Annotated in this window: 10 protein-coding genes; 5 read left to right on the top strand and 5 right to left on the bottom strand. The window is 68.9% G+C overall.

The features are described from left to right. Positions 1-133 precede the first annotated feature (133 nt). Both M8445_RS12035 and pckA read left to right on the top strand, forming a co-directional pair. Positions 134-1282, top strand: a complete 1149-nt coding sequence (locus M8445_RS12035; RefSeq protein WP_273987989.1) for a serine/threonine-protein kinase — start codon at positions 134-136, stop codon at positions 1280-1282. 451 nt (positions 1283-1733) lie between these two features. Next, entirely contained in the window at positions 1734-3332 is a 1599-nt protein-coding gene (gene pckA / locus M8445_RS12030; protein WP_273987988.1) for a phosphoenolpyruvate carboxykinase (ATP), read from the top strand. A gap of 68 nt (positions 3333-3400) precedes the next feature. Here pckA and M8445_RS12025 read toward each other — a convergent pair whose 3' ends face one another. The 3 genes from M8445_RS12025 to M8445_RS12015 form a co-directional block, all read right to left on the bottom strand. Beyond that, on the bottom strand, positions 3401-4789 hold the full coding sequence (locus tag M8445_RS12025) for a sugar ABC transporter permease (RefSeq protein ID WP_273987987.1): 1389 nt from the start codon (positions 4787-4789) through the stop codon (positions 3401-3403). Next, positions 4786-6186 (bottom strand): ABC transporter permease subunit, encoded by a 1401-nt coding sequence (locus M8445_RS12020; protein ID WP_420704094.1) that lies wholly within the window; start codon positions 6184-6186, stop codon positions 4786-4788. Before M8445_RS12020 ends, M8445_RS12025 begins: the two co-directional genes overlap by 4 nt. Before the next feature lie 214 nt (positions 6187-6400). Then, positions 6401-7582: a sugar ABC transporter substrate-binding protein gene (locus M8445_RS12015; protein WP_273987985.1), complete on the bottom strand. Its 1182-nt coding sequence runs from the start codon at positions 7580-7582 to the stop codon at positions 6401-6403. A gap of 600 nt (positions 7583-8182) precedes the next feature. Between M8445_RS12015 and M8445_RS12010 the strand changes: the two genes are divergently transcribed. The 3 genes from M8445_RS12010 to M8445_RS12000 all read left to right on the top strand — a co-directional run bounded on the left by M8445_RS12010 (position 8183) and on the right by M8445_RS12000 (position 11554). Beyond that, positions 8183-9409 carry an MFS transporter gene (locus M8445_RS12010; protein WP_273987984.1) on the top strand — a complete coding sequence of 409 codons (1227 nt, stop codon included), beginning with the start codon at positions 8183-8185 and terminating at the stop codon, positions 9407-9409. A 220-nt stretch (positions 9410-9629) separates the two neighbouring features. Continuing rightward, on the top strand, positions 9630-10838 hold the full coding sequence (locus M8445_RS12005; protein ID WP_380091447.1) for an RsmB/NOP family class I SAM-dependent RNA methyltransferase: 1209 nt from the start codon (positions 9630-9632) through the stop codon (positions 10836-10838). A gap of 38 nt (positions 10839-10876) precedes the next feature. After that, complete coding sequence (locus M8445_RS12000; protein WP_273987983.1) at positions 10877-11554, top strand: hypothetical protein; 678 nt, start codon at positions 10877-10879, stop codon at positions 11552-11554. A gap of 207 nt (positions 11555-11761) precedes the next feature. On the opposite strand, the gene M8445_RS11995 is transcribed toward M8445_RS12000, so the two are convergent. Next, positions 11762-12337 carry a hypothetical protein gene (locus M8445_RS11995; protein ID WP_273987982.1) on the bottom strand — a complete coding sequence of 192 codons (576 nt, stop codon included), beginning with the start codon at positions 12335-12337 and terminating at the stop codon, positions 11762-11764. Between the two features lie 69 nt (positions 12338-12406). Further along, a complete protein-coding gene (gene deoD, locus M8445_RS11990) occupies positions 12407-13114 on the bottom strand; it encodes a purine-nucleoside phosphorylase (protein ID WP_273987981.1) in 708 nt (235 codons plus the stop codon). Positions 13115-13127 lie beyond the last annotated feature (13 nt).

Genomic DNA, 13127 nt, shown 5'->3' with positions numbered 1-13127 from the left:
TCATTACATTGCCCCCACGTTCGGCTGCGGGCGCGGGGAGAGAATGCGGGCAACCGGTTCACTCCGGGCAGGTCGCGGGCTCAAGGTGGGCCGGGCCGCCCACTCACGCGGGTGAAGTTCAAAGGAGCAAGTCATGAGTAACGAAATGAACGGCGGCGTCAGCAAACGCAGCCTGCTGATGCTGGGTGGCCTCGCGGCCCTGGCACTGAACAAGGACACCCGCCGCGCCCTGGTCACGGGCAGCCGCGACGTGTGGAGCGGCGCGCAGCACACCCTCCAGGACACCGTGAAACCCACCCTGGCGCAGGGACTGACGCAGGGTCTGGCGCAGGCGCAGGAGCTCTCGCAGGGGCTGGCCCACGAGGCCGCCCGCCGGGGCCAGAGCGCCGCGCAACTGATCCGTGAGGAAGGTGTTCCGCGCGCCTCCAGCCTGCTCAGCAGCGTGCTGGACGAGGTCGCCACGGTCGCCGGTGGGCTGGCGGGCACGGCCGGGGAACTGGCAGGCACCGCGCAGGAACGCGCTGGCGTGCTGGCCGGCACGCTGGCCGAGAGTACCCAGACGGTCACGAAACAGGGGCGCCGGAAGGCGGGGCGCCTGCTGAGCGCCGCGCAGCACACGGCCGGGGATACCCTGGTGGGCGCACAGGGGGCCGGGAAGGAACTGCTGGCCACCGTGCACGACCGCGTGAGCAGCACCCTGCACGAGGTGGCCGACGGCGCGCAGACCCGCCAGCGCCGCATGGACCGCACCCTGAAACAGGCGCGCCGCGACGCGGAACGTGAACTGGCTGCCGGTCGCAGGGCCCTGAGCCCCGCGAAACTTCAGAAGGCCGTCGACCGGAAGGTGGCCCCGCTTCAGAAGGAACTGGCCCGCGAACTGAAAGTGCTGGAGAAGCAGACGCGCCGGGCCCGCCGGGATGACCGCAGCGGCGGCCCCGCCGGTAGCCTGACCGCCCTGGCCCTGATCGGGACCGGCGCGGTGGTGCTGGCCCGCGTGCCGGCGGCCCGCCAGGGAATCCTGAGCGCCGTGGAGGGCGTGAGCCCCGAGGCGGCGCAGTCGCTGCGTCAGGCGGGCCGCAACGCCCGGAACCTGATCGGTACGGCGTGGCTGGAGCGCATCGAGGAGAATAAGGCGACCCCGGCTCCCGGCGCGGCGCAGGCCACGCAGGCCGCCACGACCGGCAGCAGCGCGGGCGGCGCGGTTGCCCCCGACGCTCCGGCAGCGGCGCGCACGGCGGCCGAGTCCGGCAAGCCTGCGGGCGATACCAAACCCACCAACTGATTGACGTACTGAGCTCCCCTCCGGTCTACACGGCCGGGGAGTGAGGGCGGCAGTGGCAGGAGGCACCCCGGTCCGGGGTTCGCCTCCTGCTTTCGTCGTGCGTGGCTGTCCGGGTGGGCCGGACCTGTCATGTGCGTGGTGTGACCGGGCTGGTCGTAACGGTGCTGTAAGTCGGGGGTGGATGCTGGTGGCAGGAGGCAGGCGGCCGGCAGTCTGTCCGGTGCGCTCGGACATTAGTGTGTGTTGTTCCCCCAGGCGTGACACCCGAAAGGTTTGACTGGAACCGTTTCCCAGGCGAAGATTCCACTGTAGGACAACACACCAACTCCGCCCTTAGTGCAGGCTGCCTGCAGGAACGGCTGCGTTCACGCAGCGCCGGGCTTGACCCGGACCGTCCCGCGCCTCCCCTCATTCACCCTGTACCCGACTGCCCCGCCAGAGGAGGACCGCCATGAGTCTGACCGCCAGCGCACCCCTTGCCGACCTCGGCATCAAGACCGCCACCATTCACCTGAACCCCGGCGTGGACGACCTGTACGCGCACGCCACCCGCCTGGGCGAGGGCGTGCAGGCCGCCTGCGGCCCCCTGACCGTCCGCACCAACAAGACCGGCCGCAGCCCCAAAGACCGCTTTATCGTCGAGGACGACCTGACCCGCGACGCGGTGTGGTGGGGCGGATTCAACACGCCCATCAGCGGCGCGGTATTCGACCGCCTGCTAGACAAGATGACCCGCTACGCCGAAGGGAAGGAACTGTTCGTACAGCAGGTGTACGCGGGCACGGACCCCCGCTACCGCATCGGGTGCCGCATGGTGACCGAGATGGCGTACCACTCGCTGTTCATTCACAACATGTTCGTGCAGCCCACCCCGGCCGAACGGGCGGACTTCCACGAGGACTGGACCGTGCTGAACATCCCGTCTTTCCGCGCCGACCCCACGCTGGACGGCGTACGCAGCGACACGTTCATCATCATGAACTTCACGCGCCGCATGATCATCGCGGGCGGCACGCAGTACGCTGGCGAGAACAAGAAAGGCATCTTCGGCGTGCTGAACTTCCTGCTGCCTGATCAGGGTGTCATGCCCATGCACTGCTCGGCGAACGTGGGCGACGGCGGCGACGTGGCGCTGTTCTTCGGCCTGAGCGGCACCGGCAAGACCACCCTGAGCGCCGACCCCAGCCGCCACCTGATCGGCGACGACGAGCACGGCTGGACCGATACGGGCATCTTCAACTTCGAGGGCGGCTGTTACGCCAAGGTCATCAAGCTGAACGCCGAGGCCGAGCCCGACATCTACCGCACCACCCGCACCTACGGCACCGTGCTGGAAAACGTGGTGCTGGACGGAGCAGGCAACCCGGACCTGAACGACGACAGCCTGACCGAGAACACCCGCAGCGCCTACCCGATCAGCCAGATTCCGAACGTGCAGCCCGGCAGCCTGGGCGGCCACCCCCGCAACGTGGTGTTCCTGACCGCCGACGCCTTCGGGGTGCTGCCGCCCATCAGCCGCCTGAGCGCCGAGCAGACCATGTACCAGTTCATCAGCGGCTTCACCGCCAAGATCCCCGGCACCGAGGACGGCGTGACCGAACCCAGCCCGACCTTCAGCACCTGCTTCGGCGCGCCGTTCATGCCCCGCCACCCTGGCGAGTACGCCCGCCTGCTGGCCAGCCGGGTGCAGGCCAGCGGCGCGCGCGTGTGGCTGGTGAACACCGGCTGGACCGGCGGCATGTACGGCACGGGCCAGCGCATGAGCATCGCGCACACCCGCCGCCTGATCGGCGCCGCCCTGAGCGGCGAACTGGACAGCGCGACCTTCGAGCGCGAACCGCACTTCGGGCTGGAGATCCCCACCGACGTGCAGGGCATCCCAGCGGGCGTCCTGAACCCCCGCGACGCCTGGGCCGACCCACAGGCCTACGACGAGACGGCCCGCAAACTCGCCCGGATGTTCCGCGAGAACTTCCGCCGCTTCGAGGACGGCGTGGACCCGGCCGTGACCGCCAGCATGCCCGACCCGGACGCCGCCCCGCAGGCCTGAATCCGCACACCGCAGAAGGCCCCCAGCCGATCAAGCTGGGGGCCTTCGCCTGTGCAGGATGAAGGTGATTACTCCTTGACGCCGCCGGACACGGTGCCGCCCACGAAGTAGTTCTGGAAGCCGTAGAACAGCGCGATGATCGGCAGGGCGCCCAGAGTGCTGGCGGCGGCGAACACGCCCCACTTGGTGCTGAACTGTCCGGTCGTGAACGAGCGCAACATCACGCCGACCGTCCACTGCTCCACGCCGGTCAGCAGGACGTTCGCCAGGATGAACTCGGCGTACGTGCCGATAAACTGGTTCAGGAAGATGAACACCATGATCCCGCCCGACAGTGGCAGCACGACCTTCACGAAGGTCTGCCAGCGGGTCGCGCCGTCCACCATGGCGGCTTCTTCAAGCGATTCGGGCAGGCTTTCCACGTAGCCCTTGAAGATCCAGGTGTTGAAGGCGATGGCGCCGCCCGAGTACGCCAGGATCAGGCCCGTGAAGGTGTTGCCCAGGCCCAGGTCCGTCAGGAGTTTGTACACGGCGACGAGCGCCAGGAACACTGGGAACATCTGGATGAAGATGAAGAACAGCAGCATCTGGAACCGGCCGGGGAAGCGCAGCCTCGCCATGGCGTACCCGGCGGTAGTGGACAGCAGGATCGCCAGGATGCCGGTCACGCCGGACACGAACAGGGTGTTGCGAACCGACAGCAGGAACTTGCTCTCGTTGCTGAATCCCGTGAACTGCGCGGGCGTCATGAACAGCACCAGCGCGGCCAGCGCGGCGACCACGACCCGCAGCGCCCAGGTACGGGTGCGTTGCAGGCCCACGCTGTCACGCCCGAAGCGGCCGACCAGCATCAGCAGGAGCAGCGTGGCGAGGGACGCGCCGCCCACGCCGGCCAGCAGCAGTTGCCAGCCGGGAATGGTGACGCCCTCGAACAGCTTGGCGAAGTTCTCGGTGCTCAGCACGTCCAGGCGGGGCATCAGGCCGCTGCGGTACAGGATGTTGGGGTTCTCGAAGTCCGGGAAGGCGAACAGGCTGTTGCGCGGGTCGAAGGCGGCGATCAGCACGTACAGCAGTGGGTACACGGCGACCAGCACGACCAGGATCAGGAACAGGTGCGTGAGCTGGTCGCCCAGCACGGCGGCGTAACTGATGCGGCGCCCCGTGCGGGCCATGCCGATCCGCTGCCCCAGGAGGCTGGTCAGGGCCAGCACGCCGCTGGCGGCCAGCAGGAACAGCAGGAAGCGAACCCAGCCGCGCTCGACGAAGTAGATCGAGAAGCTCTTCTGGCGGCCTTTCATGTTCTCGACCAGCGCCTGCCCCAGCACGAGCAGGCCGATGATCAGGGCGGCCGTGACCAGCCACGGCAGCGCGCGGCGCAGCAGGCTGGGTTCACGGTGGACGTACCCGCCGGGCGGCAGGCCCGGGGTCTGGCCGGGCTTGTTGGGAGTGGCGGTCACTTGCGGGCCTCCTCGAACACGCCGGCGGCGCGGAAGTTCACGAGGCTGATGGCGAGGGTCAGGAAGAAGATGATCAGCGCGATGGCGCTGGCCAGCGCGAAGTTCTGCCCGCCGCTGGACACGAACGCGGTGTTGTACCCCCACGACAGCAGGATGTCGGTGCTCTGCGCGGTGCTTTCACGCCCTTCCTGGGCCGGGCCGCCCGCCGTAAGCAGGTAGATGATGCCGAAATTGTTGAAGTTGAACGCGAAGCCCGACAGCAGGATCGGCGTGAACGAGGTGCGCAGCAGCGGCAGCGTGATGTTGGTGATCTGCTGCCAGCGGCTGGCCCCGTCAATCTCGGCCGCCTCGTACAGGTCCTCGTTGATGGTGCTCAGGGCGCTGATGGTGGCGGTCATCATGTACGGGAAACCCAGCCACAGGTTCACGAGCAGGATGCTGACCTTCGCCCACAGCGGGTCGCCCAGCCAGGGCACGGCAGCGATGCCGAGCAGGCCCAGAGTCTTGTTCACGATCCCGAACTGCTGGTTGAACAGCGCCACCCACATCTGCACGCTGATCACGGCGGGCACCGCCCACGGCAGGAACAGCAGCGTGCGGTACACGTTGCGGCCCTTCAGGCGCTTGTTGTACAGCAGGATGCCCAGGATCAGGCCGGCCAGCGAGTTGATGACGATGGTAGAAAAGGCGAACACCACGGTCCACAGGAACACGGGCCACAGGGCGCGGCTGGCCTTCCCGAAGATCTCGCGGAAGTTGGCGAGGCCCACGTACTCGTAGCGGTTGAGGCGGGTGCCCTGCGCGACGGCCACGGTCTCCGGGACGGGCGCGGCCAGCGTGACGCTGTTGCCACTGACGCTAGCGATCTTCTGCCGGTACGGCACGCTGGCCTCTTCGTCGAACAGGACGACGGTGCCGCCCGCGCAGGTGGGCGCGGCGCACTTGAGGTACTCGGGCAAGGGTTGCGTGCTCAGGTCCAGTTCCGGCAGGGTCACGGTCAGGCGGTCGGCGCTGAGGGTCGCGGCTGTGCGCGAGGCGCTGTCCGGGTTGCCGCTGTTCTCGCCGCTGTAGTTGGTGAAGGCGTAATTCACGGTCAGGATGACCGGCAGCACCGTGAACGCCAGGATGAACACCAGCGCGGGCAGCAGGTAGAACCAGTTGGTGATCCACGGGAACAGGCGGTACGTCAGGGGTGTCAGCAGCAGCAGGGCCAGCAGCGTGAAGATCAGGATGGTGTACGCGGGCGCGCCGGGCAGAACCTGCGCGGCCAGGCCGGACAGCAGCCAGCCGGTCAGGAAACTCACGGCGATCAGGCTGGCCAGGATCAGCAGCGCGGTGAACACGCCACGGGTGCCCTGAGGCGGAATGGTGGGCCGCCGCCTGGGGGGTGGGGACATGGTGTGGGTCATGGAATGGGTCAACCTCTGTGCGCTAGGGGCAGATGCAGCCGCCGGCAGCGCGGCGGGTAGAGCGGGGATGAGGGGCAGACCTGGTGACTGTCAGCGTACACCCTGGCCCGCGCCGTACGGGCCGGAAAAGCGGCTGCCCCGTCCGGCGTGGGTGGGCGCGGCGGGGCAGGAGCGGCGTTACAGGATCACTGGATGGACAGGATCACTTGATGTTGCTGTTGATTTCCTGCACGGCCTTGTCGAGAATCTGGCCGTAGTTCTGGCCGGGCTTCTGGACGCTCTGCGCGATGGCGTTGCTCCAGGGGCCCCACACGGCGCCCATCTGGGGCACGTTCGGCATGGGGGTGCCGGCGCTGATGCTCTTGCCGAAGCCCACGACGACCGGGTCGGCCTTCAGTTTGGTGCGGGCGCTGAGGCTGACGGGGATGCGGCCGCCGGCCTTGTTGAAGGCGACCTGCGCGTCGCTGGAGCCGATCTGCTTGGCGAACTGCGCGGCGGCGGCCTTGTTCTTGCTGTAGGCGTTGAGCATGGTGCCCTGCACGCCCACGAAGGGGCTCCACTTGCCGGCTGCGCCGGGAGGGGTGGGGAAGGTCATGATGCCGTAGTCGATGCCGGCTTTCTTGATGTCGCCCATGTCCCAGGGTCCGGTCAGGAACATGGCGAGGCGGCCGTCCACGAAGGCACTCTTGGCGGCGCCGCCGTCCACGCCTTCGGGCACGAGGTTGTACTTGTAGCGCAGGTCGTTCAGGAACGCGCTGGCCTTGTCGGCGCCGGCGTTGGCGAGGCCCACGTCCTTGGTGTTCAGGGTGCCGCCTGTGTTCTTGAAGACGTAACCGCCGTAGGCGCTGACGATCCCGAACTGCATGTAGGCGTTGCTGAGGTCGGCGAGGTAGCCGTACTTGCCGCTGCTGGTGTTCTTCTGCGCGGCGGCCAGGAACGCGTTCCAGGTGGTGGGGGCGCTGGGCACGAGTTTCTTGTTGTACACGACGGCGACGGCCTCGGCGAACATGGGCAGGCCGAACAGCTTGCCGCCGTAGGTCATGGCGCTGACGGCGGTCTTGTCGAGGTCGGTCTTGCTGGTGATGTACTTGTCCATCGGCTCGATCACGCCGGCGGCGGCCAGCTGGCCGAGGCGGTCCTGGGGCAGGGTGGTGACGAGGTCGGGGCCCTGGCCCTTGGGGGCGCTCTGGATCAGCTTGTCGGGAATCTGATCGAAGGGGACGCTGACGATGTTGACGGTGTTACCGGTTTTCGTCTTGAACTGGGCGGCCTGGGTGCGCAGCCATGCGAGTTCGCTGTCGCCGAAGTGCGTCCAGACGGTGATGGTGGCGGCGCTGGCCTGGCCGAGCAGCGCGAGGGACAAGACGGTCAGTGCTTTTTTCATAAGGCTCCTTACAGAGTGGCGGTCTTTTTGAACCGCTTCCAATTGGGGTACGTCTGGTTCCATCGGCCTTCCACAGGAGGAGGCGTCCGGGGGTGCCGACCTGAGCCCTGTCGGCTGAGTTGTCACTGGTTGCTCGCCCAGCATTATAGACCTGTCCGGCCCTGTTGGCAATGCCCACACTTCGAAAGAATTAACGTTCCAGTCAGATAAAACCATGACTTATCGAACCGGGTCCAATATTTACGGATGACGCCTGCTGCGCCCGCCGGAACCGGTACCAGAGTTAAAAAGATCGCCCGATCATACGGCAAACGTGAGAGTTCCGCATCCCCCCACTCATGCGCCGCGTGACCTGCGCGCCACTCCGGCCCAGAACGTTTCAGAAAACCGCCCCGGCCACCCGGGCACCCGACACACCCCGGCACCGCAGGTACGCAGTCCAGCACACGGGCAGACCCCGCCGGCAGAAGCGGCAGGCGGCGCGAGGCCGCAGGATGCGTTTCCACGCAGCGGCCTGCCGCGTCATCTCCTGCCCAGTAGGGTCTGCACAGACGGACAGGCGTCCTTACCGAGCGGTCAGGGGGGGCGTATACTCCGCGCATGTCGGCCTCCCCTACCCCCCCCGCAGCCACGGGCCGCACGCGCCTGACGCTGTTCTTCACCATCTTCATCGCCATGCTGGGCCTCAGCGTCCTGTTCCCCATCATCGCGCCCCTGGGCCGCCAGCTCGGCCTGACCGAGACACAGACCGGCTGGTTCTCCACCGGCTACTCCCTGATGCAGTTCATCTTCTCCCCCATCTGGGGAAGCCGCAGCGAACGGCAGGGCCGCAAACCCATCCTGATCCTGGGCCTCGTGGGCTTTTCCATCAGCTTCGGCCTGTTCGGTGTGCTCGCCCAGCTGGGCCTCCAGGGCACCCTGGGCGGCACGGCACTGTTCGCGCTGCTGGTCGGGTCCCGCCTGATCGGCGGCATGCTCTCCAGCGCCACCCTGCCCACCGCGCAGGCCATGATGGCCGACCTGAGCAACAAGGAAGACCGCGCCGCCAGCCTCGGCCTGATCGGCGCGGCCTTCGGTCTGGGCGTCGTATTCGGCCCCGCCATCGGCGCGCTCCTGAGCACCGTCAGCCTCACCGCGCCCATCTTCTTCAGCACCGCGCTGGGCCTGATCACCGCCCTCGTCGCGTGGCGCACCCTGCCCGAAACGCGCCGCGCCGGAACACCCGAACAACCCAAAGGCAGCCGCCGCGCCCTGCTGGGCCAGGGAGCCATCCCGCTGTTCCTGGCCATCAGCGCCCTGAGCACCCTCGCCAGCGTCGGCATGGAACAGACCATCGGCTTCTACGTGCAGGACACCCTGGCCCTCACCCCGGAAAGCGCGGCGCGCACCGTCGGCGGCATGCTCACCATCTTCGGTCTGGTCGCCGCGCTGGTGCAGGGCGGCGCGATCCGCCCCCTCGCCAAGAAACTGCCCACCACTCCCCTCGTGGCCGCCGGGCTGCTGATCATGGCCGCCGGGATGTTCCTGCTGCCCACCGGCCAGAGCTTCTGGCCCATCACGCTGGCCCTGGCCGTCATCGGGATCGGCAGCGCCGTCCTGAGCCCCAGCCTCAGCACCGCCCTGAGCCTCAGCGTCACCGAGGACCAGCAGGGCGCGGTCGCCGGACTGAACTCCAGCGCCCTCGCCCTGGGCCGCATGACCGGCCCCCTGATCGGCACCGGCCTGTACCAGAGCGCCAGCCACGCCGCCCCCTACCTCCTCAGCGGCAGCGTGCTGCTGGCCCTGCTCGCCTGGACGCTGATCGCCCGGCCCAGGGTGAGCAGTTGATGGCTGATGGCTGATGGCTGATGGCTGATGGTCAAGAGCGTGTGCGCGGCCCGGCTGCCTCTGTCAAGGCCATCCACTTTCCACTCTCCCCCCTTCCGGCGCGTACACTGCCAAGGTGAACGACGCTCCACGCCGACCCTCTGCCCGCCCTGCTTCCGGTTCGTCCCGCGGTCCCCGCGAGGACCTGCCGGGGCCTTTCAATCCTGCGCGTGAGGTGGCGGTGCGGGTGCTGCTGCGCGTGCTGAACGGCGACGCGTTTGCGGCCCCGGCGCTGGACGACGCCTTGCAGCAGGCACGCCTGCCGGGCCGGGATTCGGGTCTGGCGACGCACGTCGTGTACGGCACGCTGCGGCACGCGCTGACGCTGGACCGCGCCCTGACCCCCATGCTCAAGGGCGAGACGCACCCGAAGACGCGGGCGGTCCTGATGGCCGGCGCATTCGAGAAACTGTTCCTGGGCACGGCGCCGCACGCGGTGGCGAGCGAGTACGTGAATCTGGCGCGCGGGGCGCGGCTGGGGCCGCCCGGACTGGTGAATGCCGTGCTGCGCCGCGTGACGCTGCCCGACGCGACCGACGAGACCCGCACGGAACTGCCCGGGTGGCTGGCCGGGGTGTACCGCGCGGCGTTCGGTGAGCAGGCGGGCGCGGTCATGGCGGACCTGCTGCGCCCGCAACCGCTGTGGCTGAGCCTGTCGGAAGCGGGCGTGCGCGCGCTGGATCAGGAGGGCAGCGTGGTGCACCCCGGCGTGCAGGGCGTGGACCGCGTGGAACTGGACCGCCCGCTGCGCCGCACCGCCGCGTACGAGAACGGGCAGGCGCAGCCGATCAACCCGGCCAGTCTGGCCTGCGTGGACGCGCTGGGCGACGTGAGCGGTGTGCGGGTGCTGGACCTGGCGGGCGGGGCGGGCGTGAAGGCCGCGATGCTCGCCACGCGCGGCGCGCAGGTCACCAGCGTGGACCTCGTGGCCCGCAAGCATGACGCGGCGCGCGGGAACCTGCGCCGCCTGGGCCTGAAAGCCGAGTTCGTGACGCACGACCTGACCGAACCCCTGCAACTGGAACCGGCGGCCGTGGTGCTGCTGGACGCCCCCTGCACTGGCAGCGGTACGCTGCGCAGCCACCCGGAAATCAAGTTGCGCCTCACGCCGGACGCCGTGCAGGAGATGGCGGCGCTTCAGGCGCGGATGCTGCCGAACGCGGCGGCGCTGGTGCAGCCCGGCGGAACGCTGGTGTACTCGGTGTGCTCGGTCACGCCGCAGGAAGGGCCGGAAGTCGTGCAGGCCTTCCTGGACGCCCACCCGGACTTCGAGGCGCAGGCCGTGCCGGGCATCGAGGTGCCCACCGTCCCGGCGGGACCGGGCGTGCTGACCGTCCCGGACGGCGGCATCGACGGGTTCTTCATCGCGCGGATGGTGCGCCGGGCGTAAGCGGTAGGCAGCACAGACCGGGCCGGGTACGCTGGGGTATGACACTCCTGCGCCGGTCCGTCCTGCTGAGCCTGTTCTTGACCCTTGCATCCGGCGCCGCGCGGGCGCAGGCCCCGGCGAACTGCGCCCTGGCGAACGCCGTGGACAGCAGCACATACAGCAATCTGACCATCGGCGCTTGGTCTGAAGTCGATCAGGACAACGCCAGTTACAACTGGGCAGAGTGCCGCGCCGCCGCGCTGCGCCGCACCCTGAACGGCAACCCGAAACTCAGCGCCCGGATCGACACGCTGCGAAGGCAGTACCGCGAGATGCGCGCCATCGAGAGCGAACTGGCGGGCACGCGCGCCGGGGGCGGCACGATGTACGCGCACGCCGTGCCCCGGTCCTTCGCGTTTCTGGAAGAGCAGATCGGGAGTCTGGCGGCCCTGGCCCGCAGTCCCCTCGGCGGGCAGACAGGAGCCCTGTACGCGCGGCAGATCACGCAGGCCCGCGCGGATCACGCGGCGTACATCGCGGCCCTGCGCCGCTACCGCCCCGGCCTGGACGAGGACTACGTGCAGTTCGACCCGGCCGACTGGAAGGCCCGCGTGGACCGGTACGAGGCGCTCGGGAAGGCGATCATGCTCACGCTCGGCAGCCGCAATGACGCCGCCACCGCCACCGGGTACGCCGTCCTGACCAGCCCGGTCTTCAGCGCCGACGGCGACTACTGACCGCCTCTACGGACGGGCGGCCGCGCGCCGCCGGAGGTGACTCCACAGGTCGCCTTCCAGCGCGGCGGCCCACACTGGGGGCGTTTCGCAGACCTGCACGGCACTCAGGGTCACGATCCGTTCGCCGTTCGTCAGGAGCGTGAAGGCCTGCGCGGGGCCGATCAGCGGGGGCTGCGCCGCCCACCCCTGCGCGGCTGCCTGTGCCAGTCAGTGCGTGAAAACCGCGCGGATGTCCGTGCCCGGCGGCAACAGGACGTGCGGCGCGCCCTGCGGTTCCGGCCAGGACACGCCGGGCAGGGCGCCCAGGTTCAGGCCCGGCCCTCCACGCCCCTGCGCTGACCGGGAGATAAGCGGGAGGTCCAGCGTTCCGCCGTCCGAGCCGACCACGACCAGCAGGGAGTCCTCCCCCACCCGGAACAGGTCCGCCGGGACGCCGAAACCCACGGCACCCGTCGGCACGGGCGGGCACCCGGCGGCCAGCAGCGCCCCCCGGATACCGGCCAGCGCCCGCCACTGTCCGTGCGAGTCGGCCGGGCCACGCAGGCGCACGAAAGTCTCGCCCGCCCGGTCGCGGTACACGCCCAGCGGGGTCACGCCCGCAGGCCACGCCACGCCGCGCAGCGGGGCAGGCAGGTCCGCCACCCGCCGCCGGGGCCAGCGCAGCGGCGGGAACAGCAGTCCCAGCGCCAGCCGCAGCCGGGCCAGTCGAGCAGGTCCCCACATCGCCTGACGACCACTCCAGGCCGCCGGATACCCGAACGTCCAGCCCCGTTCCCGTTTCATTCCGGCAGTGTAAAACCGGGCCACACACGGCGACCTGGCCGATGCAGCCTGGGGTGCAGTCCTGAAGGGTTACTCGCCCAGAGCGGCGTCGAGGGCGATCTCGATCATGGCGTTGAAGGTCAGCTGGCGTTCCTCAGCGGTCGTTTCCTCGCGGGTGACGAGGTGGTCGCTGATGGTCAGGACGGTCAGGGCCTTCACGCCGTGCTTGGCAGCCAGGGTGTACAGCCCGGCGGCTTCCATCTCGACGGCCAGCACGCCGAAGTCCGCCCAGATTTTGTACTGGTCGAAATCGTCGTGGTAGAAGGTGTCGCTGCTCATGATGTTCCCGACGTGCGTGGCGTGGCCGCGTTCACGGGCGATCTGGTAGGCGCGCATCAGCAGGTCGAAGTCCGCGATGGGGGCGAAGTTCTTGGCGCCGAAGCGGATGTTGTTGATGTTGCTGTCCGTGCAGGCGGCCTGCGCGAGCACGATGTCGCGCACGTGGACGTCCGCCTGGTAACTGCCGGCGGTGCCGACGCGGATCAGGTTCTTGCAGCCGTACCCCGTGATCAGTTCGCTGACGTAGATCATGGAGCTGGCGATGCCCATGCCGGTGCCCTGCACGCTGACCCGCTGGCCCTTGTACGTGCCGGTGTAGCCGTGCATGCCGCGCACGGTGTTGTGCAGGACGGGGTCGGTCAGGAAGGTCTCGGCGATGTGCTTGGCGCGCAGCGGGTCGCCCGGCAGGAGGACGGTTTCGGCAATCTGGCCGGGTTCGGCGTTCAGGTGAATACTCATGACCCCTGAGCCT

It is taken from the genome of Deinococcus aquaticus (assembly GCF_028622095.1).
GTDB lineage: Bacteria > Deinococcota > Deinococci > Deinococcales > Deinococcaceae > Deinococcus > Deinococcus aquaticus.
The sequence above is the reverse complement of the archived record's forward strand: the minus strand, read 5'-3'. Positions and strand labels throughout refer to the sequence as shown.